Source organism: Mycobacterium sp. 852002-10029_SCH5224772, assembly GCF_001667315.1.
Classification (GTDB): Bacteria; Actinomycetota; Actinomycetes; order Mycobacteriales; family Mycobacteriaceae; genus Mycobacterium.
Map to the genome: position 1 here is coordinate 1 of NZ_LZHT01000098.1, position 21297 is coordinate 21297.

19 protein-coding genes and 1 pseudogene are annotated in these 21297 nt (G+C 68.3%); 11 read left to right on the top strand and 9 right to left on the bottom strand.

Features of this window, described 5'->3' with window-relative positions:
• Positions 1–275 (bottom strand): annotated as a pseudogene (gene mptB / locus A5775_RS17610) (polyprenol phosphomannose-dependent alpha 1,6 mannosyltransferase MptB); the annotation flags it as partial.
• On the opposite strand from mptB, the gene A5775_RS17615 reads away from it, so the two are divergent.
• The 3 genes from A5775_RS17615 (at position 263) to A5775_RS17625 (ending at position 2972) form a co-directional block, all read left to right on the top strand.
• Positions 263–1183, top strand: a complete 921-nt coding sequence (locus A5775_RS17615; protein WP_197512693.1) for an ABC transporter ATP-binding protein — start codon at positions 263–265, stop codon at positions 1181–1183. The pseudogene mptB and the gene A5775_RS17615 overlap by 13 nt on opposite strands.
• The gene (locus A5775_RS17620; RefSeq protein ID WP_067255203.1) at positions 1180–1956 is read left to right on the top strand and encodes an ABC transporter permease; all 777 of its coding nucleotides are present in this window, start codon (positions 1180–1182) and stop codon (positions 1954–1956) included. Before A5775_RS17615 ends, A5775_RS17620 begins: the two co-directional genes overlap by 4 nt.
• Positions 1957–2018: 62 nt before the next feature.
• Entirely contained in the window at positions 2019–2972 is a 954-nt protein-coding gene (locus A5775_RS17625) for a heme A synthase (protein ID WP_067255205.1), read from the top strand.
• On the opposite strand, the gene A5775_RS17630 is transcribed toward A5775_RS17625, so the two are convergent.
• Entirely contained in the window at positions 2922–3581 is a 660-nt protein-coding gene (locus tag A5775_RS17630; protein ID WP_067255207.1) for a hypothetical protein, read from the bottom strand. The two genes, A5775_RS17625 and A5775_RS17630, sit on opposite strands and share 51 nt — an antisense overlap.
• A gap of 19 nt (positions 3582–3600) precedes the next feature.
• Between A5775_RS17630 and A5775_RS17635 the strand changes: the two genes are divergently transcribed.
• Entirely contained in the window at positions 3601–4575 is a 975-nt protein-coding gene (locus A5775_RS17635) for a quinone oxidoreductase (protein ID WP_067255209.1), read from the top strand.
• Positions 4576–4758: 183 nt separating this feature from the next.
• Here A5775_RS17635 and A5775_RS17640 read toward each other — a convergent pair whose 3' ends face one another.
• Positions 4759–5685 carry a heme o synthase gene (locus A5775_RS17640; RefSeq protein ID WP_067255210.1) on the bottom strand — a complete coding sequence of 309 codons (927 nt, stop codon included), beginning with the start codon at positions 5683–5685 and terminating at the stop codon, positions 4759–4761.
• Between the two features lie 252 nt (positions 5686–5937).
• Between A5775_RS17640 and tkt the strand changes: the two genes are divergently transcribed.
• The 7 genes from tkt to A5775_RS17675 all read left to right on the top strand — a co-directional run bounded on the left by tkt (position 5938) and on the right by A5775_RS17675 (position 13863).
• Positions 5938–8037 carry a transketolase gene (gene tkt, locus A5775_RS17645; protein ID WP_067255212.1) on the top strand — a complete coding sequence of 700 codons (2100 nt, stop codon included), beginning with the start codon at positions 5938–5940 and terminating at the stop codon, positions 8035–8037.
• A 16-nt stretch (positions 8038–8053) separates the two neighbouring features.
• Positions 8054–9175, top strand: a complete 1122-nt coding sequence (tal, locus tag A5775_RS17650) for a transaldolase (RefSeq protein WP_067255215.1) — start codon at positions 8054–8056, stop codon at positions 9173–9175.
• Entirely contained in the window at positions 9172–10716 is a 1545-nt protein-coding gene (gene zwf / locus A5775_RS17655; protein WP_067255217.1) for a glucose-6-phosphate dehydrogenase, read from the top strand. The genes tal and zwf overlap by 4 nt, the downstream gene beginning before the upstream one ends.
• A 48-nt stretch (positions 10717–10764) precedes the next feature.
• Positions 10765–11676, top strand: a complete 912-nt coding sequence (gene opcA, locus A5775_RS17660) for a glucose-6-phosphate dehydrogenase assembly protein OpcA (RefSeq protein WP_067255219.1) — start codon at positions 10765–10767, stop codon at positions 11674–11676.
• The gene (gene pgl, locus A5775_RS17665; RefSeq protein WP_067255221.1) at positions 11673–12428 is read left to right on the top strand and encodes a 6-phosphogluconolactonase; all 756 of its coding nucleotides are present in this window, start codon (positions 11673–11675) and stop codon (positions 12426–12428) included. Before opcA ends, pgl begins: the two co-directional genes overlap by 4 nt.
• Before the next feature lie 87 nt (positions 12429–12515).
• Entirely contained in the window at positions 12516–12914 is a 399-nt protein-coding gene (locus A5775_RS17670; RefSeq protein WP_067255223.1) for an ATPase, read from the top strand.
• Positions 12915–12933: 19 nt separating this feature from the next.
• A complete protein-coding gene (locus A5775_RS17675; protein WP_067255225.1) occupies positions 12934–13863 on the top strand; it encodes a histone deacetylase family protein in 930 nt (309 codons plus the stop codon).
• Positions 13864–13867: 4 nt separating this feature from the next.
• On the opposite strand, the gene A5775_RS17680 is transcribed toward A5775_RS17675, so the two are convergent.
• From A5775_RS17680 to gap, 6 genes are all read right to left on the bottom strand, one after another.
• The gene (locus A5775_RS17680; protein ID WP_067255227.1) at positions 13868–14857 is read right to left on the bottom strand and encodes an aldo/keto reductase; all 990 of its coding nucleotides are present in this window, start codon (positions 14855–14857) and stop codon (positions 13868–13870) included.
• 199 nt (positions 14858–15056) lie between these two features.
• Positions 15057–17864, bottom strand: a complete 2808-nt coding sequence (gene ppc / locus A5775_RS17685; RefSeq protein ID WP_067255230.1) for a phosphoenolpyruvate carboxylase — start codon at positions 17862–17864, stop codon at positions 15057–15059.
• 109 nt (positions 17865–17973) lie between these two features.
• Positions 17974–18207, bottom strand: coding sequence for a preprotein translocase subunit SecG (secG, locus tag A5775_RS17690; RefSeq protein WP_067255232.1), 234 nt, complete (start codon positions 18205–18207; stop codon positions 17974–17976).
• A gap of 30 nt (positions 18208–18237) precedes the next feature.
• Positions 18238–19023, bottom strand: a complete 786-nt coding sequence (tpiA, locus tag A5775_RS17695; protein ID WP_067255234.1) for a triose-phosphate isomerase — start codon at positions 19021–19023, stop codon at positions 18238–18240.
• A gap of 14 nt (positions 19024–19037) precedes the next feature.
• Positions 19038–20267, bottom strand: coding sequence for a phosphoglycerate kinase (gene pgk, locus A5775_RS17700; RefSeq protein ID WP_067255236.1), 1230 nt, complete (start codon positions 20265–20267; stop codon positions 19038–19040).
• Between the two features lie 3 nt (positions 20268–20270).
• The gene (gene gap, locus A5775_RS17705; protein WP_067255238.1) at positions 20271–21290 is read right to left on the bottom strand and encodes a type I glyceraldehyde-3-phosphate dehydrogenase; all 1020 of its coding nucleotides are present in this window, start codon (positions 21288–21290) and stop codon (positions 20271–20273) included.
• Positions 21291–21297 lie beyond the last annotated feature (7 nt).

A 21297-nucleotide genomic window follows, 5' to 3' on the forward strand; every position in this document is an offset into this window, starting at 1 on the left:
CCGCGCAGCGCGAATTCGGCCCCGGCCAGCATCAGGCCCAGCATCAGCGCCTCGTTGTGCACCCCGGCCACCAGATGCATGATCAGCAGCGGATTGGCCGCGCCCAGCCACAGCGCGCTGACCTCGGCGACGCCGCAGCGCCGGGCCAGCCGCGGTGTCGCCCACACGATCAGCCCGACGCCGAGCAGCTCCACCAGCCGGTGACACAGCACGGCGGCGACGATGTTTTCCCCGGTGATCGCCGAAATGCCGCGCCCCATCCATAAAAACAGTGGTGCGACTGCGCGGCGTGAGCAAGCACTACGGATCCACCACGGCTGTCTCCGATCTCGACCTGGACGTGCACGCCGCCGAAGTGCTGGCCCTGCTCGGCCCCAACGGTGCCGGCAAGACCACGACGGTCGAAATGTGCGAGGGTTTCGTGCGCCCGGACGCCGGCACGATCGAGGTGCTCGGCCTGGACCCGATCGCCGACAACGCCCGGCTGCGGGCGAGGATCGGCGTGATGCTGCAGGGCGGCGGCGGCTACCCCGCGGCCCGCGCCGGAGAAATGCTCGACTTGGTGGCCGCCTACGCCGCCGACCCGCTGGACCCGGCGTGGCTGCTGGACACGCTGGGCCTGACCGACGCCGCGCGCACCACCTATCGGCGGCTCTCCGGCGGGCAGCAGCAACGGCTCGCGTTGGCGTGCGCGCTGGTCGGGCGGCCCGAGCTGGTGTTCCTCGACGAGCCCACCGCCGGCATGGACGCCCACGCCCGGCTGCTGGTGTGGGAGCTGATCGACGCGCTGCGCCGCGACGGGGTGACGGTGGTGCTGACCACGCACCAGCTCAAGGAGGCCGAGGAACTCGCCGACCGGCTGGTGATCATCGACAACGGCGCGACGGTGGCCTCGGGCACGCCGACCGAGCTGATGCGCAGCGGCGCCAAGGACCAGTTGCGGTTCAGCGCGCCGCCGCGGCTCGACCTGTCCCTGCTGTCCGCCGCGCTGCCCGAGGACTACAAGGCCACCGAGGTAACCCCGGGCGAGTACCTGGTCGAGGGACCGGTCGACCCGCAGGTGCTGGCGACCGTCACGGCGTGGTGCGCCCGGATCGACGTGCTGGCCACCGATATGCGCGTCGAGCAGCGCAGTCTCGAGGACGTGTTCCTCGATCTCACCGGCAGGAAGTTGCGGCCATGAGCGAATCACCCTTTCCCGCTGGGACTTTCGCCCCCGACCCGCGGCCCAGCGCGGTGCCGAAAATGCTTGCCGCGCAATTCGGCCTGGAGCTCAAGCTGTTGCTGCGCAACGGCGAACAGCTGCTGCTGACCATGTTCATCCCGATCACGCTGCTGGTCGGGCTGACGCTGCTGCCGCTGGGTTCGTTCGGGCAGCACCGCGCCGCCACCTTCACCCCGGCCATCATGGCGCTGGCGGTGATCTCCACCGCGTTCACCGGGCAGGCGATCGCGGTCGCCTTCGATCGCCGCTACGGGGCTTTGAAGCGGCTCGGGGCCACCCCGCTTCCGGTGTGGGGCATCATCGCAGGCAAGTCCCTGGCCGTCGTCACCGTGGTGTTCTTGCAGGCAATTCTGTTGGGCGCCATCGGTTTTGTGCTCGGCTGGCGACCCACCCTGATCGCGTTGGCGTTGGGCGCGGGGGTAATCGCGCTGGGCACCGTGGTGTTTGCGGCCCTGGGCCTGCTGCTCGGCGGGACGCTGCGGGCCGAGATCGTGCTCGCGGTCGCCAACCTGATGTGGTTCGTCTTCGCCGGCCTGGGCGCGCTGACCGTGGAAACCGAGATGATCCCGACGACGGTCAAGTGGGCGGCCCGGCTGACCCCGTCGGGCGCGCTGACCGAGGCGCTCTCGCAGGCGATGACGACGTCGGTGGACTGGTTCGGGGTGATCGTCCTGGCGGCGTGGGGCGCGCTGGCCGGGTTGAGCGCGCTGCGCTGGTTCCGGTTCACCTGACGGCTGTTCGGCAACCCCGGCCGTACTACGGCATGTAGTTTTCGGTGCCTTAGGATCGGGCCGTGCTTGGACGAACGCTGTTGCGGCTGGTGGACCTGCTCCCCAATCCCAGTCTGGGCGTCCAGCGCCTGATCGCCGCCGCCGTCATTCTGACCCAGGGCGGCATCGCCATCACCGGTGCGATCGTGCGCGTCACCGCCTCGGGCCTGGGCTGCCCGACCTGGCCGCAGTGCTTTCCGGGCAGCTTCGTCCCGGTGGCCCACGCCGAGGTGCCGCGTATCCACCAGGCCGTCGAGTTCGGCAATCGAATGGTGACCTTCGCGGTGGTCATTGCCGCCGCGCTGGCCGTGCTCGCGGTGACCCGGGCCCGACGGCGCCGCGAGGTGCTGGTCTATGCCTGGTTGATGCCGGTGTCCACCGTCGTGCAGGCGGTCATCGGCGGGATCACGGTGCGCACCGGGCTGCTGTGGTGGACGGTGGCCATCCACCTGCTGACGTCGATGACGATGGTGTGGCTCGCGGTGCTGCTCTACGTCAAGATCGGCGAGCCCGACGACGGAGCGGTACACGTGTTGATTCCGAGGCCGCTGCGCGCGCTGACCGCGCTGTCCGGCGTGAACCTGGCCGCGGTGCTGGTCACCGGCACGCTGGTGACGGCCGCCGGCCCGCACGCGGGCGACCGCAGCGCGACCCGGACGGTGCCGCGACTCGAGGTCGAAGTCGCCACCCTGGTGCACATGCACTCCTCGCTGCTGGTGGCCTACCTGGCGCTGGTCGTGGGGCTGGGCTTCGGGTTGCTGGCGGTGCATGCCACCCGGCCCGTCGTGCTGCGGCTCGGGGTGCTGCTCGTCCTGCTGTGCGCGCAAGCCGCCGTCGGCACCGCCCAGTACTACACCGGAGTGCCCGCCGCGCTGGTCGCCCTGCACGTGGCGGGGGCGGCCGCATGCACCGCGGCCACCGCGGCCCTATGGGCGTCTATGCGAGAACGGGCCGAGCCCGAGGCGCTCACAGCCTGACTCGACCGCGAGGGCGAACCGGCGCTCGGCGAGCTCACGGGTTGCGGTGTCCAATTGACGCCAACCCATCTGCGGCGCAACGAGATCCAGCCTCACCAGCCGGTCCCCGGCCACGTCGGCTCGCGCGTACAACAGGTCCCGCACGCCGATCCCGGAGCGGGCGGCGGCCGCCGCGAGCGCGGCGTGGCCGAGGTCCCACGATTCGAACTCCGGCTCACCCGGCCAGGCGTGCGATTGCTCGCCGCCCAGAAAAATCAGCGCCGACTGTCGCGTCGCGCCGGACGCGGTTGGCACCCCGTCGTTCTCGAGGTCGCGCAGATACCGATCATCGACATTCCAGGCGACCGCGTCGGGTGGGTTGAGCAGGTGGCGCAGGCGCCGGGTCCAGGCCAGGAAATCGTCGCGCCGCTCCGGGTCGTCCAGGTCGTCGGGGGCGGCCCGCAGGATCACCAGGTCGGCGTGGGTGGTCTGCGGGTCGTTCCAGGACAGCCAGCGTGCGTGCAGGCCACGGCGGCGTAGCGCGGGCACCAGCCCCGCGTCGTCGGGGTCGCCGCCGGGCCCCGCCAGCACGATGCGGGGATGGAAGACGTCCGGCCGAGCGAGTTTCATGCCCGGGCATGATAAGCACATGCACGCAATCGAAGTCAGCGAAACCGGCGGCCCCGACGTGCTGCGCTACGTCGATACGGCGCAGCCCACGCCCGGGCCGGGCGAGGTGCTGATCAAGGCGGAGGCCATCGGCGTCAACTACATCGACACGTATTTCCGCTCGGGGCACTATCCGCGCCAGCTGCCCTTCATCCTGGGATCCGAATTGTGCGGCACCGTCGTCGCCACGGGCCAGGGCGCCGACGGGTTCAGCGTCGGCGACCGGGTGGTCAGCGCGGCGGCCTCCGGCGGCTATGCCGAATTCGCTACGGCCCCAGCGGTTTTGACGGCGCGGGTACCCGACAGCGTGACCGCGGACGTGGCGGCCTCAGCGCTGCTGAAGGGCCTGACCGCCCATTACCTGTTGAAGTCGGTGTATCCGGTGCAGGCGGGCGACACGGTGCTGGTGCACGCCGGCGCGGGCGGTGTCGGCCTGATCTTGACGCAGTGGGCACATCTGCTCGGCGCGCGGGTGATCACGACCGTCTCGACCCCGGAGAAAGCGCGGATGTCGGCGAAGGCCGGCGCCGACGAGGTGCTCTCCTACCCCGACGACGCCGACGAGTTCGGTCAGCGGATCCGTGCGTTGACCGACGGCGCCGGGGTGGCCGCGGTGTACGACGGCGTGGGCGCGACCACGTTCGACGCCAGCATGGCCAGCCTGGCCGTGCGGGGCACGCTCGCGTTGTTCGGCGCGGCCAGCGGGCCGGTTCCGCCGTTCGATCCGCAGCGCCTCAATGGCGCCGGCTCGGTGTTTTTGACTCGGCCGTCGCTGGCGCACTTCGTCCGCACCGGGCAGGAATTCAGCTGGCGGGCAGAGGAATTGTTCGCCGCGATCGCCGGCGGCGACATCGCCGTCGAAGTCGGCGGGCGCTACCCACTGGCCGACGCGGCCCGCGCCCACCGGGATCTGCAGGGCCGCAAGACCACTGGGTCGATCGTGCTGCTGCCCTGAGGGCTGCCGAACCACAGCGGCCACAGTGGCACCGCCGCGAAGGCATGAGGCGATGTGCCCGCCTTCGAGCGACAACTCGTCGGGGTGGGCGATTGTCGCTGTGAGGTGGGCATTCTCGGCCCGCTCTCCCGGAGAGACCGGAGTGGCCAATGTGACTGGCGCCCGGCGGGCGGCCTCAGGCCGTCAGAACAGGTGCGGCAGCCCGATGGCCGAGTCGACCGCCAACGCGCAGAACACCACCGCCAGGTAGTTGTTCGACTGCAGGAACAGCCGCAGCGGCTTCACCGGCTCACCGGCGCGCACCCCCGCGTACAGCTGATGCGCCATCGCGAGGAACCACACCCCGGCCACCACGGCGACCGCCGCGTACAGCCAGCCCGTCGCCAGCGCCAGCGCCAGCGTGGCCAGCACCGTCAGCCACGTGTAGATCAGGATCTGCTTGGTCACCTGGCGCTCGGTCGCGACGACCGGCAGCATCGGGACACCCGCCGCCTTGTAATCGTCCTTGTAGCGCATCGCCAGCGCCCAGGTGTGCGGCGGCGTCCAGAAGAAAATGATGGCGAACATCACCAGGGCCGGCCAGGCTATGGTGTTCGTCACGGCCGACCAGCCGATCATCACCGGCATGCAGCCGGCCGCGCCGCCCCACACGACGTTCTGGGAGGTGCGTCGCTTGAGCAGCAGCGTGTAGACGAGCACATAGAACGCGATCGTCGCCAGTCCCAGCAGCCCCGACAGCAGGTTCGTCGTCCACCACAGCCAGAAAAACGACCCGACGGTCAGCACCAGCCCGAACACGAAGGCGTTGCGGGTGGGCACCGCGGCCCGGGCCAGCGGCCGGCGCGCGGTGCGCTTCATCACCTTGTCGATGTCCGCGTCGGCCACGCAGTTCAGCGTGTTGGCACCCCCGGCGGCCAGCATCCCGCCGATCAGCGTGTTGACGATCAGCAGCGGATTCACCGTGCCGCGCTGGGCGAGCAGCATCGCCGGGATCGCGGTCACGAGCAGCAGCTCGATGACCCGCGGCTTGGTCAGCGCCAGATAAGCCAGCACCGTGCCTTGTACCCGGCTTGGCAATTGGCTCGGCGCGACGCGCCCGCGAACGCTCACGCAATAACTCCTTGGGGTCGCAGCGGCGCGCAGCATCTACTACACACGATGGTAGACCGAGTAACGGGGATGCCCCCCCGTGGGTCCATTCGCAAACTTTTCCGAGATTTCCGAACTGAATGTTAGTGGCTTTCGACGGGCGCGTAATTTTCACACCTGCCGGCCGCGGGTACCCGAAATCCTGCTCTGCAAGAGCCGGCCCTCCCGCACTAGGGTGGGATTGATCAGCTCGATGACCCAAGGACTGAGTCTGTGACGACACTCGAAGAGATCTCTACGCTGACCCAACCGCACCTCCCCGACGACTGGTCCGAGCTCGACTCGGCCGCCGTCGACACCGTTCGGGTGCTGGCGGCCGACGCGGTGCAAAAGGTCGGCAATGGCCACCCCGGGACGGCGATGAGCCTGGCCCCCCTGGCGTACACGCTGTTCCAGCGGACGATGCGCCACGACCCCGGCGACACCCACTGGCTGGGCCGCGACCGGTTCGTGCTGTCGTGCGGACACAGCAGCCTGACGCTGTACCTGCAGCTGTACCTGGGCGGTTTCGGCCTGGAGCTTTCCGACATCGAGTCGCTGCGCACCTGGGGATCCAAGACTCCCGGGCACCCGGAGTTCCGCCACACCAGGGGCGTCGAGATCACCACCGGTCCGCTCGGGCAGGGCCTGGCATCGGCGGTGGGCATGGCGATGGCCGCGCGCTACGAACGCGGCCTGTTCGACCCCGACGCCACCCCGGGCACCAGCCCGTTCGACCACTTCATCTACGTGATCGCCTCCGACGGCGACATCGAAGAGGGCGTCACCTCGGAAGCCTCGTCGCTGGCGGCCGTCCAGCAGCTGGGCAACCTCATCGTTTTCTACGACCACAACCAGATTTCGATCGAGGACGACACGAACATCGCGTTGTGCGAGGACACCGCCGCGCGCTACGAGGCCTACGGCTGGCACGTGCAGAAGGTCGAGGGCGGCGAGAACGTCGTCGCCATCGAGGAGGCCATCGCCAACGCCAAAGCCGTCACCGACCGGCCGTCATTCATCGAGTTGCGCACCATCATCGGCTATCCCGCGCCGAAGCTGATGAACACCGGCAAGGCGCACGGCGCGGCGCTGGGCGACGAGGAGGTCGCGGCCGTCAAGCAGATCCTCGACTTCGACCCGGACAAGAACTTCGAGGTGCGCGACGAGGTGATCGCCCACACCCGCAAGCTGGTCGACCGCGGCAAGGAAGCGCACGAGAAGTGGCAGGCGGATTTCGACGCATGGGTGCAGCGCGAGCCCGACCGCAAGGCGCTGCTGGACCGGTTGACCGCCGAGGAACTGCCCGACGGCTGGGACTCCGACATCCCGCACTGGGAGCCGGGTTCCAAGGAGCTGGCCACCCGGGCGGCGTCCGGCAAGGTGCTCTCCGCGCTGGGACCGAAACTGCCCGAGCTGTGGGGCGGTTCGGCCGACCTGGCGGGCAGCAACAACACCACCATGGACAACGTCAAATCCTTTGGTCCGCCGTCGATTTCGACGAAGGACTACACCGCCGACTGGTACGGCCGCACCCTGCATTTCGGCGTGCGCGAACACGCGATGGCCGCGATCCTGTCCGGTATCGTGCTGCACGGCCCGACCCGCGCGTACGGCGGCACGTTCCTGCAGTTCTCGGACTACATGCGTCCGGCGGTGCGGCTGGCCTCGCTGATGGACATCGACACCATCTACGTGTGGACGCACGACTCCATCGGGCTCGGCGAGGACGGACCCACCCACCAGCCGATCGAGCACCTCGCGGCGCTGCGCGCCATCCCCAAGCTGTCGGTGGTGCGCCCGGCCGACGCGAACGAGACCGCCCACGCCTGGCGCACCATCCTGGCCCGCGGCAACGGCAGCGGCCCGGTGGGGTTGGTCCTGACCCGCCAGGGCGTGCCGGTGCTCGAGGGCACCAGCGCCGACGGCGTCGCCCGGGGCGGCTACATCCTGGGCTCGGACGGTGAGGAGGCCGGCCAGGATCCCGACGTCGTCCTGATCGCCACCGGCTCGGAGGTCCAGCTCGCGGTCGAGGCGCAGAAGTTGTTGGCGGACAAGGACATTGTGGCGCGGGTGGTCTCGATGCCGTGTGTCGAGTGGTTCGAGTCCCAGCCCGACGACTACCGTGACAGCGTGCTCCCCCCGTCCGTGTCGGCCCGGGTGGCCGTCGAGGCCGGCGTCGCGCAGAGCTGGCACAAGCTGGTCGGTGACACGGGGAAGATCGTGTCGATCGAGCACTACGGCGAATCCGCCGACTACAAGACCTTATTCCGTGAATTCGGCTTCACTGCCGAAGCCGTCGCTGCCGCCGCGGAACAAGTCGTGGATAACTGAGGAAAGGGTAATTCACATGACCGCTCAGAACCCTAACCTCGCGGCGTTGAGCGCCGCGGGTGTTTCCGTATGGCTGGATGACCTGTCGCGGGAACGGCTGCAGTCAGGGAACCTGCAAGAGCTGATCGACACCCGCAGTGTCGTCGGCGTGACCACCAATCCATCGATCTTCCAGAAGGCGTTCGCCGAGGGCGACGCCTACGACGGTCAGATCGCGGAGCTCGCCGAGCGTGGCGCCGACGTCGACGCCACCATCCGCACCGTCACCACGGACGACGTGCGCAATGGGTGCGACGTGTTGACGCGCGAGTGGGAGAACTCCGACGGTGTCGACGGCCGGGTGTCCATCGAGGTCGACCCGCGCCTTGCGGGCGACACCGACAAGACCGTCGCGCAGGCCGTCGAGCTGTGGAAGATCGTCGACCGGCCGAACCTGTTCATCAAGATCCCGGCGACCGAGGCGGGGATTCCGGCTATCACCGCCGTTCTCACGGAAGGGATTTCGGTCAACGTCACGCTGATCTTCTCCGTCGAGCGGCACCGCGCCGTGATGGACGCCTACCTGGCCGGCATGGAGAAGGCCCGCCAAGCGGGACACGACCTGTCCAAGATCCATTCGGTTGCTTCATTTTTCGTCTCCCGGGTGGACACCGAGGTCGACAAGCGGCTGGAGAAGATCGGCGGCGATGACGCCCTCGCGTTGCGCGGCCAGGCCGGTGTGGCCAACGCCCGGCTGGCCTACGCGGCATACCAGGAGGTGTTCAAGGGCGGCGAGCGCTACCAGGCGCTCAAGGCCGACGGGGCCCGGGTGCAGCGTCCGCTCTGGGCGTCGACCGGAGTCAAGAACCCCGACTACGCCGACACCCTCTATGTCACCGAGCTGGTGGCGCCCAACACGGTGAACACCATGCCGGAGAAGACCATCGACGCGGTTGCCGATCACGGTGTGATCAAGGGCGACACCGTCACCGGCACCGCCGCGGACGCCCAGCAGGTGTTCGACAAACTGGCCGCGGTCGGAATCGATTTGCCGGACGTCTTCGTGGTGCTGGAAAACGAGGGTGTGGAGAAGTTTGTGGCTTCGTGGACCGAGCTGCTGGAGGAAACGCAGAAGCAGCTGGGTTCCGCCGCCAAATGAGCCCAGCCCGCACGGCGCAACAATGGCAAAACCCGTTACGGGACAAGCGCGATAAGCGGCTCCCGCGCATCGCCGGGCCGTGCGGGATGGTCATCTTCGGTGTCACGGGCGACTTGGCGCGCAAGAAGGTCATGCCGGCGATCTACGACCTGGCCAACCGCGGACTACTGCCGCCCAGCTTCTCGCTGGTGGGTTTCGCCCGCCGGGATTGGAGCACACAGGATTTCGGCAAGGTGGTGCACGAGGCGGTCAAGGAACATTGCCGCACGCCTTTCCGGCAGGAGAACTGGGATCGGCTGGCCGAGGGATTCCGTTTCGTGCCAGGCGCTTTCGATGACGACGAGGCGTTCGGGCGGCTCGCCGAGACCCTGGACAAGCTGGACGCCGAGCGGGGCACCGGCGGCAATCACGCCTTCTATCTGGCCATCCCGCCGAAGTCCTTCCCCGTCGTGTGCGAACAGCTGCACAGGTCCGGTCTGGCCCGCCCGCAGGGCGAGCGGTGGAGCCGGGTGGTCATCGAGAAGCCGTTCGGCAACGACCTGGAGAGCGCACAAGCGCTGAACAAGTCCGTCAACGCCGTCTTTCCCGAAGAGTCGGTCTTTCGGATCGACCATTACCTGGGCAAGGAGACGGTCCGCAACATCCTGGCGCTGCGGTTCGCCAATCAGCTGTTCGACCCGATCTGGAACGCGCACTACGTCGACCACGTGCAGATCACGATGGCCGAAGACATCGGCCTCGGCGGCCGGGCCGGCTATTACGACGGCATCGGCGCCGCGCGCGACGTCATCCAGAACCATCTCATGCAACTGTTGGCGCTGACCGCCATGGAGGAGCCGGTCAGCTTCAGCCCCTCGGCGCTGCAGGCCGAGAAGATCAAGGTGCTGTCGGCGACCCAACTCGCCGAGCCGCTCGACGAGACCACCAGCCGCGGCCAATACGCCGCGGGCTGGCAGGGCGGCGAAAAGGTCCCCGGACTGCTCGACGAAGAGGGGTTCGCCAAGGACTCGATCACCGAGACGTTCGCCGCCATCACGCTCGAGGTGGACACCCGCCGCTGGGCGGGCGTGCCCTTCTACCTGCGAACCGGAAAACGGTTGGGCCGCAGGGTGACCGAGATCGCCCTGATCTTCAAACGCGCGCCGCACCTGCCGTTCGACGCGACGATGACCGACGAGCTGGGCACCAACGCCATGGTGATCCGCGTGCAGCCCGACGAAGGCGTCACGCTGCGGTTCGGCTCCAAGGTGCCGGGCACCGCGATGGAGGTCCGGGACGTCAACATGGACTTCTCCTACGGCTCGGCGTTCGCCGAGGAATCCCCGGAGGCCTACGAGCAGCTGATCCTCGACGTGCTGCTGGGTGAGCCGTCGCTGTTTCCGGTCAACGAAGAGGTCGAATTGGCTTGGCAGATACTCGATCCCGTGCTCGATAACTGGGCGGCCGGCGGCAAGCCCGAGCCGTACGAGGCGGGCACCTGGGGTCCGGACTCCGCGTTCGAGATGCTGCATCGCATGGGCCGGGAATGGCGGCGCCCATGATCCGCGCCACGACGATGCAGAGCGCAGCGATGAGGAGAAGTGGCGCCCATGATCATTGACATGCCGGACACCACTACCACCGCGGTCAACAAGAGGCTGGACGAACTGCGGGAAAGGGTCGGCGCCGTCGCGATGGGCCGGGTCCTGACGCTGATCATCGCGCCGGACAGCGAGGAGATCCTCGAAGAGTCGCTGCAAGCGGCCAACGACGCCAGCCACGAACATCCCAGCCGGATCATCGTCACGATGCGGGGAAATCCCTACGCGGACAAGCCGCGGCTGGACGCGCAGCTGCGCGCCGGCGGGGACACCGGTGCCAGCGAGGTCGTGGTGCTGCGGCTCTCCGGTGCGCTGTCCGGCCACGCCGCCAGCGTCGTCACCCCGTTCCTGCTTCCCGACATCCCCGTGGTGGCCTGGTGGCCCGACGTCGCACCGGCGGTTCCCGCGCAAGATCCGTTGGGCCGGTTGGCTATTCGGCGCATCACCGACGCGACCAACGGGGTCGACCCGCTGGCGGCGATCAAAAGCCGACTGCCCGGGCACACCGCGGGTGACACCGACCTGGCCTGGGCGCGCATCACCTACTGGCGGGCGCTGCTCACCTCGGCCGTCGACCTGACACCGCACGAACCGATCGAGTCGGCGCTGGTGTCCGGTTTGGCCACCGAACCGGCCCTCGACGTCCTGGCGGGGTGGCTGGCCAGCAGGATCGACGGCCCGGTGCGCCGGGCGGTCGGTGAGCTCAAAATCGAATTGACGCGCAGCAGCGAGACCATCGTGTTGAGCCGCCCCCAGGAAGGCCGGACGGCCACGCTGAGCCGGACGTCCCGCCCGGACGCCCTGCTTCCGTTGGCGCGCAGGGAAACCGGCGAGTGCCTCGCCGAAGACCTGCGCCGACTGGATCCCGACGAGATTTACCAGACCGCGCTCGAAGGCATTGAGAAAGTGCAATACGTGTGAACACCAGCATCGAAATCTTCCCGGACAGCCAGGCCCTGGTCACCGCCGCCGCCACGCGGCTGACCGACACCATCGCGAGCGCCATCGCGGCGCGGGGGCGCGCGCTCATCGTGCTGACGGGAGGCGGCAACGGCATCGGGCTGTTGCAGTCGCTCGTGGGCCGGCCGATCGAGTGGTCCAAGGTGCATCTGTTCTGGGGCGACGAACGCTACGTCCCCGAAGACGATGACGAGCGCAACGACAAACAGGCCCGGGCCGCGCTGCTCGACCATGTCGACATTCCGCCGAGCCAGGTGCACCCGATGCCGGCCAGCGACGGCGAATTCGGCGGCGATCTGGCCGCGGCGGCGCTGGCCTACGAGCAGCTGCTGGCGGCCAACGCCGCACCCGGGCAGCCGGTGCCGAATTTCGATGTGCACCTGCTGGGCATGGGCCCCGAGGGGCACATCAACTCGCTGTTCCCGGAGACCCCCGCCGTGCTCGAAACCACCCGCATGGTGGTGTCGGTCGACGACTCCCCCAAGCCGCCGCCGCAACGAATCACCTTGACATTGCCCGCCATTGCGCGTTCCCGCGAAGTCTGGCTGATGGTGTCGGGCGCCGGGAAGGCCGACGCGGCGGCCGCCGCCATCGGTGGCGCCGCCCCGGCCTCGGTGCCCGCCGCCGGGGCGGTCGGGCTGGACACCACGCTCTGGCTGCTCGACGAGGACGCCGCGTCCAAGCTGCCGTCGGACCCGTCCGGCGTGGCCTGACGCGACCCCGACATGCGATAGCGCATCCGCTAGCGGTCTCCGTGTGGTGCATGCCATCGGGTTCTCGGGCGCCCGGTCCGGGTCATAATGGCGGTCATGGCAGACAGAACCGTGCGCGGGGGGCAAGAGCGAAGCCGGATCAAGACGCTCACCCAGGCCGCGTTGAACGCCGACAAGACCGTAGAACAGGTCGAAGACGTCCTCGACGGTTTGAGCAACACCATGAAGGAGCTCAACAGCTCCCTTTCGGCCCTGAACGCCACGGTGGAACGCCTGGAAACCGGCCTGGACCACCTGGACGGCACCATGGCCAGCCTGGACGACCTGGCCAAGCGGTTGATCGTGCTGGTCGAGCCGGTGGAGGCCATCGTCGCGCGGATCGACGAGATGGTGAAGGTGGGCGAGACGGTGATGTCTCCCCTGGCGATCACCGAGCACGCGGTGCGCGGTCTGGTGGACAGGCTGCGCAACCGGACCGCGCAGTAGGCGGCTGGCGGCACCCCTAATGGCCACGTTGCTGCTGCACCATCCCGCCTTCGCCGCGCATCGGACCGCCCCCGGGCATCCGGAGCGGCCGGACCGCTACCGCGCGGTCGAAGCGGCGCTCAGTCAGCCCCGGTTCGACGCGCTGGTGCGCGAGACCGCCGAGCCGGCCGACCCGGCGGCCGCGCGCTACGTGCACTCCAATCGCTATGTGGACGCGCTGGAGGCGGCGCGCCCCGAGCAGGGCTACGTCTATCTTGACGGCGGCGACACCATGATGGAGCCCTCGACGTGGGAGACGGCGCTACGCGGGGTGGGCGCCACGCTGCGGGCCGTGGACCAGGTGGCGGCCGGCGACGTGCAGAACGCCTTCGTCGCGTGCCGACCGCCTGGTCATCACGCCGAAACCGAGCGGGCCATGGGCTTCTGCCTGTTCAACAACATCAGCATCGGCGCACGGCACGCGCAGCGCAAACACGGGCTGTCGCGGGTCGCCATCGTCGATTTCGACGTCCATCACGGCAACGGCACGCAGCAGATCTTCTACTCCGACCCGAGCGTGCTCTACGCGTCCACGCACCAGATGCCGCTGTTTCCCGGCACCGGCGCGGCGCGAGAAACCGGAGTCGGAAACATCTTCAACTCGCCGCTGGCTCCCGGGGACGGCGGTGCCGAACTGCGCGCCGCCTTTGCCGATCGGATACTGCCTGCGGTGCAAGCCTTTTCACCTGAACTGATCATCGTGTCCGCCGGCTTCGACGCGCACGAGCGTGATCCGCTCGGCTCACTGAGCATGACGGCCGCCGACTTCGCCTGGGTCACCAGGGAACTGATGGCATCGGCGGAGAAGCTCTGCGACGGCCGATTGGTGGCGGTGCTCGAAGGCGGTTATGACCTGCAAGCCCTGGCCGATTCGGTCACCGCGCACGTCGGCGAGCTGGTAAAGGGCTGACCCGTCAGCTCGCCTTTTTCTCATGCATCTCGGGGGCCGGGCCGCCCACCGGCGTCGCCGACTTCATGATGTCCTCGATCGCGGCGAGGTCCGCCTCGGACAGCGTGACGTCGGCCGCGCCTGCGCTGTCCTGCAGGTAGGTGATGTGTTGCGCGCCCATGATGGCGGCGTGCACGCCGGGCTGCGCGAGAGTCCATGCGATCGCCAGCTGGCTCATCGTGACGCCGAGATCGATGGCCAAATGACCCAGGTCCTCAACGACTTTCAGGTTGCGCAAGTAGTCCTCGCCATTGAAGATCGGACTCTTGCTGCGCCAGTCCGCGGGGGCAAAACTGGTGTCGGCCTTCATTGTTCCGGTGAGCAAGCCGTGCGCCAGCGGCCCGTACACCATCACCCCGATGTCGTTGGCGTGGCAGTAGGGCAGCAGGTCGCCCTCGATGTCGCGGCGAAACAGGTGGTAGGGCGGCTGCACCGTCTCCACCGGAAGCGTGGCCGAGAGTTCTTCTATCTGGGTGGTGTCGTAGTTCGACACACCCACGTGCCGAATTTTGCCCTCCGACACCAGTTCTGCGAGCGCCCCGCCGGTTACCGCCGGCGGAGTGGTGGGATCGGGCCAATGCACCAGGTAGATGTCGATGTAGTCGACGCCCAGCGCGCGAAGGCTGGACTCGACCCCGCTCCTGAGGTACTCGGGGCTGGCGTCGCGGACCAGGCCCGTGTCGGTTTTGCGCAATCCGCCCTTGGTGGCGATCACCAACTCGTCCCGGGACCGCGCGAACTCGGGGCGAAGGGCTTTACCGAGAATGCGCTCGGATTCCCCGAACCCGTATTGCTGGGCCGTATCGAAGATGTTGATCCCGAGGTCGCGGGCACGGCGGATCATGGTGATCGCGGCGTCCTGGTCGGCGTGGCCCCAATCGCTGCTGAACTCCCAGGTACCGAAGGCCAACCGGGACACCTCGAGCCCTGTCTTACCGAATGTGATGGATTTCAAATGCCAACCTCCCCCGTTGGATAGTGGTCCCCTCGTGTGCGGCCCGCGTAGGCAAGCCACGACTCAACCATAACGACGGCGACACGGGGTGCCGCAACATCAATGCTCAGCGCGCAAAGCGCCGGCTGTCGTTGATACATCATCCGGGTGATCGCGGCGCGCCGCCGTCATTGTGCGGCTTGTTGACTCGGGCGAGTTCTCAGCCGCTGTTTCGCAGCGCGCTGGCCAGCCCGTTCATGGTCAGTAAGATCCCGCGCTGGACCAGTTCGTCGTCGTCGCCGGAGCGGTAACGTCGCAGCAACTCCACCTGAAGATGGTTGAGCGGCTCGAGATAGGGGAAGCGGTTGAACACCGAACGCGCCAGCGCGGGGTTGTCGGCGAGCAGGTTGTCCTGCCCGGTGATGAGCTTGTGCATGGCGATGGTTCGCCGGTGCTCGTCGACGATCTTGTCGAACACCCGGCGCCGTAATTCCTCGTCGGCCACCAACTCGGCGTAGCGCGCCGCCAGGCCGAGGTCGCTTTTCGCCAGCACCTGAGCCAGATTGGACAGCACGCTGCGGAAAAACGGCCATCGCTGGTACAGGTCGTGCAGGATGTCCACCCGCTCGCCCTCGCCCCGCGGGCCCGCCGCGATCCACTGTTCGAATGCCGACCCGGTCCCGTACCAGCCCGGCAGCATGACCCGCGACTGACTCCACGCCAGCACCCACGGGATGGCGCGCAGGTCCGAAATCGACTCGGTGGGTTTGCGGGACGTCGGCCGGCTGCCGATATTCAGCGAGCCGATCTCGCTGACCGGTGTGGAAGCCATGAAGTACTCGACGAAACCCGGTGTGTCGTGCACCAATTCGGCATAGGCGCGCTGGGCCAGGACGGCCACTTCGTCGAGCACCGCGTAGGCCGGTTCCGCGGCGTCGCCCAGGCCCTCGACGTCGAGCAGCGTCGACTCCAGTGTGGCGGCCAGCAGGCTTTCCAGATTGCGTTGCGCCACTTGTGGTTCGGCGTATTTAGCGGCGATCACCTCGCCCTGCTCGGTGAGCCGCAGTGAGCCGTTGACCGCTCCGGGCGGCTGCGCCAGGATCGCCTCGTAGCTCGGCCCGCCGCCGCGGCCGACGGTGCCGCCGCGACCGTGGAAGAGCCGCAACCGGATCCCGGTTTTGCGCGCCACCTCCACCAGCGCCAGCTCGGCCCGGTAGACCGCCCAGCTGGACGCCAGATACCCGCCGTCCTTGTTGGAGTCCGAGTAGCCCAGCATCACTTCCTGACTTTCGCCGCGCGCCGCCACCAGCGCCCGGTAGATCGGCAACTCCAGCATCGCGTGCAGGATCGTCGCGCCGTTGTGCAGGTCATCGATGGTTTCGAACAGCGGGGAAATGCCCACCGGGCAGTACGGCTGCGGGCCGGATGCATCGATCAGCCCCGCCTCTTTGAGCAGGATCGCGGCCTCGAGGACATCGGAGACCGAACGGCACATCGAGATCACGTAGTTGGGAACGGCCGACGGCCCATACCGCTTGATGGCGTGCGCGGCCGCACGCATCACACCGAGCTCGCCGCGCGCCAGGTCGGACAATTGCGCGTCGTCACCGACCAGCGGGCGGCGGGTGGCCAGTTCGCCCGCCAGCAGCTCGACCCGCTCGTCTTCGGGCAGCGAACGGTAATCCGGGTGCACACCGGCCCAGGCCAATAGCTCGCAGACCACCTCTTCGTGCGCGTCGGAGTTTTGCCGCATGTCCAGGCCGCACAGATGGAACCCGAAGACCCGCACGCCTTCTCGTAGCAGCGCCAGGCGGTCGTCGGCCAACAGGGCGCTGCCGTGGGCGCGCAGCGAGCCGTCGATGGTGTCGAGGTCGGCCCCCAGTTCGGCCGCGGTTTCATACGGCGGCAATCCCAGATCCAGCACCTGCTGCGGAGTTCGGTCCAGGATTTCGGCGCTTGTCGCGCTGAGCCGGGCGCGGATCACCCGCACCGCCCGCCGGTACGGTTCGTCGGCGCGGGTCTTCTCCCCGCAACCCTCGGCCAGTTCGGCCAGCTCGGGGGTGACCGAGACGAGGCGTGCCGACATCGACAGTTCCTGCTCGAGGGCGGTCAATTCGGCCAGGTAGTGCGCGAGCGCGGTGAACGCGGCATTGCCGGTGGCCTGGCGCACCACCTCGGCCGTCACGTTCGGATTGCCGTCGCGGTCGCCGCCGATCCAGGAGCCCGGCTGCAGGATTGGCTCGTTGAGCAGGTCCGCGTCGGGCCAGCGGGCGCGCAGCGCGTTGCGAACCTCGGCGTTGACCTGAGGGATCACCGTGAAGAACGCGGCGGCGTAGTAGCGCAGCCCCACCTCGATCTCGTCGGTGATCTGCAGCCGGGACAGCCGGGTCAGCGCGGTCTGCCACAGCGTGAGGACCTGGCGGCGCAACTCGAGTTCGATGTTGCGGCCCTCGTCGGTCTCGGCGTGCCCCTCGGCGTGCAGCCGCATCAGCTCGGTGATCCGGTGCTGGGTGACGAAGACGGTGCGCCGGCGGGTCTCGGTGGGGTGGGCGGTGATCACCGGAGCGACCACCGCGCCCTTGAGCGCGTCGGCCACCGTGGCCGAATCGATCTGTGCGTCATCGAGTTTGGCGTAGGTGGCGGCCAGGGTGCTGTCCTGCGGGGGTTCGCCGGCGGCGACGTGGACGGCGCGGCGGCGCCCGCGGTGGATGTCTTCGGCGACGTTGGCCAGCAGCGCGAAGTGGCTGAACGCCCGGATGACGGGGACGGCCTGGTGGATGTCGATGCCTTCGAACATCCGCGCCAGCTCGGCCCGGTCGATCTCGGAGCGTCGCACCCGGAACGATTCCACCCGGGCGCGCTCGACGAGCTCGAACACCTCCTGCCCGTTCTGCTCGCGCACCGTGTCGCCCAGGATGGCGCCCAGCAGCCTGATGTCGGCCCGCATCGGCTCGGTCGCCTCGCGCCCCACCAGGGTGCGCTGGACGGCGCCGATCGGTTCCAGCGTGCCCTCGGATGCCTCAACCATGGAATTCAGTATTGCTGCGGTGCTCGTTCGCGGCGAAACTGAAATTCACGACGCATCGCCTGCGGGTCGCGTCGTAATTTCACACTCGGCGTTGTGACGAGGCGCGCGGTCAGTGGTATTTGATCAGCAGTGCCATGCCGATGATGCACACCAACCAGATGGCGGTGATGAAATACGTCAGCCGGTCCAGGTTTTTTTCCACCACAGTGGACCCGGACAGGCTGGACTGGACGCCGCCACCGAACAGCGTGGACAGACCGCCCCCCTTGGCGCGGTGCAGCAGCACCAGCAGCACCACCAGGATGCTGGTGACGACCAGGGTGATCTGCAAACCCAACTGCATGACGGCCAGCCTACCGGTGCCGGGTCCCCATCAGGGCAGGGGCCCACCGGCGGCGATGGCCGCCAGCGTCGCGAATTGCTCGCCGTCTAGCGACGCGCCGCCGACCAGACCGCCGTCGATGTCGTCGCGGGCGATCAGCTCGCCGACGTTCTTGGCGTTCACCGATCCGCCGTAGAGCACCCGCATCGAGTCCGCGATCTGCGGCGACGCCAGTGCGCCCAATTCCTTGCGGATCGACGCGCACACCTCCTGGGCGTCGCCCGCGCTGGCCACCCGGCCGGTGCCGATCGCCCACACCGGCTCGTAGGCGATGACGACCTTGCCGATCTGTTCGGCGGACAGCCCGGCCAGCGAGCCGCGTAGCTGCTCCTCGCAGTGGATGACGTGGTTTCCGGCCTCGCGGACGTCGAGGTGCTCGCCGATGCAGACGATCGGGGTCAGTTCGTGCTTGAGCGCCGCGGCGGTCTTGGCGGCGACGACCGCGTCGTCCTCGTGGTGGTAGGTGCGCCGCTCGGAGTGCCCGACGACGACGTACGTGCAGCCCAGCTTGGCCAGGAAGGCGCCGCTGACCTCCCCGGTGTAGGCGCCCGCGTCGTGCTGGGACAGGTCCTGTCCGCCGTAGGTCAGCCGCAGCTTGTCACCGTCGACCAGGGTCTGCACGCTGCGCAGGTCGGTGAACGGCGGCAGGACCGCGACGTCGACCTTGTCGTAGTACTTGTCCGGCAGCGCGAACGCGATCTTTTGTACCAGCGCGATGGCCTCGAAGTGGTTGAGGTTCATCTTCCAGTTGCCGGCGATCAGTGGCTTGCGGCTCACGACTCTGGGCCTCCCTAGTTGTGGTCGGGCTGGGGTCGGGTCAACACCTCGATGCCCGGAAGCGTCTTGCCCTCAAGGTATTCCAGCGACGCTCCCCCGCCGGTGGAAATGTGCGAGAAGTCGCTGTCCGGGATGCCCAGCGCGCGCACGGCGGCCGCGGAGTCCCCACCGCCCACCACGCTGAAGGCGCCCTTGCCGGTCGCGGCGGCGATCGCTTCGGCGACGCCCTTGGTACCCGCGGCGAACGCCGGGAACTCGAACACGCCCATGGGCCCGTTCCAGAAGACGGTGGCGGCGTTGGACAGCAGCGTGGTGAACCGTTTGACCGATCCCGGCCCGATGTCCAGGCCCATCAGGTCGTCGGGGATGGCGTTGGCGGCGACGGTCTGCGGTGTCGCGTCGGCGGCGAACTTGTCGGCCACCACGATGTCCACCGGCAGCCGCAGCACATCGAAATAGGTGTCCAGCAGCCGACGGCAGGTGTCCACCATCTCGGTCTCCAGCAGCGATTTGCCGACCCGAAAGCCTTGCGCGGCCAGGAAAGTGAAGCACATGCCGCCGCCGATGACGATGCTGTCGGCCCTGGTGGCCAGCGACTCGATGACACCGAGCTTGTCGGACACCTTCGACCCGCCGAGCACCACCGCGTAGGGGCGGGTGGTGGAGTGGGTCAGCTGCTCCAGCACCTGGATCTCGTCGGCCACCAGCGTGCCGGCGTAGTGCGGCAACAGGGTGGCGATGTCGTACACGGAGGCCTGCTTGCGGTGCACCACGCCAAAGCCGTCGGAGACGAAAGCGCCTGTCGGCCCGACCAATTCGGCCAACTGCCGGGCAAGGGCGAGCCGCTCGGCGTCGTCCTTGCTGGTTTCGCGGGGGTCGAAGCGGATGTTCTCCAGCAGCAGCACGTCGCCGTCGGTGAGCCCCTCGGCGCGGGCCAGCGCGTCCGTGCCGACGACATCACCGGCCAACTGCACGTGCCGGCCCAGCTGCTCGGACAGCGCCGCGGCGACCGGTGCCAGCGACAACTTCGGGTCCGCCCCGCCCTTGGGACGCCCGAGGTGCGCGGTGACCACCACCTTGGCGCCCGCCTCGACGAGCGCCTTCAGCGTCGGCACCGAGGCGGTGATGCGCCCGGCGTCGGTGATCCCGCCGTCATCGAGCGGCACGTTCAGGTCTGAGCGCACCAGCACACCGCGACCCGAAACCCCCTCGCCGAGAAGGTCTTTCAGAGTGTGGACGGCCACGGGTTACAGCGACTTGCCGACCAGGGCGACCAGGTCCACCAGGCGGTTGGAGTAACCCCATTCGTTGTCGTACCAGGACACCACCTTGGCCTGGTCGTCGATCACCTTGGTCAGACCGGAGTCGAAGATCGAGCTGTGCGGGTCGGTGACGATGTCGCTGGAGACGATCGGCGCGTCGTAGTACTTGAGGATGCCCTTCATCGGCCCCTCGGCGGCGGCCTTCATCGCGGCGTTGATCTCGTCGGCGGTGGCGGACTTCTTCAGTTCGGCGGTCAGGTCGGTGACCGAGCCGGTGGGGATCGGCACCCGCAGCGCGTAGCCGTCGAGCTTGCCCTTCAGCTCGGGCAGCACCAGGCCGATGGCCTTGGCCGCGCCGGTGGAGGTCGGCACGATGTTGAGCGCGGCGGCGCGGGCGCGGCGCAGGTCCTTGTGCGGCCCGTCCTGCAGGTTCTGGTCCTGGGTGTAGGCGTGGATGGTGGTCATCAGGCCCTTGACGATGCCGAACTCGTCGTTGAGCACCTTGGCCAGCGGCCCCAGGCAGTTCGTGGTGCACGAGGCGTTGGAGATGATGTTCTGGCTGCCGTCGTACTTGTCGTCGTTGACGCCGAGCACGATGGTGATGTCCTCATCGCTGGCGGGCGCGGAGATGATGACCTTCTTGGCGCCGGCGTCCAGGTGGCCCTGCGCCTTGGCGCGGGCGGTGAAGATGCCGGTGGACTCGACCACGACGTCGACGCCCAGATCCCCCCAAGGCAGCGCCGCCGGGCCTTCCTTGACCTCCAGCGCCTTGATCTTGGTGTTGCCGACGACGATCGTGTCGTCGCCCTCGAGGCTGACATCGTGCGGCAGGCGCCCCAGGATGGAGTCGAATTTCAGCAGGTGCGCCAGGCTGGCGTTGTCGGTGAGGTCGTTGACCGCGACCACCTCGATATCAGCGGTGCCTTGCTCCTGTTGAGCCAGTAAGGCCCGGTAGAAGTTCCGCCCGATGCGACCGAAGCCGTTGATACCTACTCGGACCGTCACTTGTCTC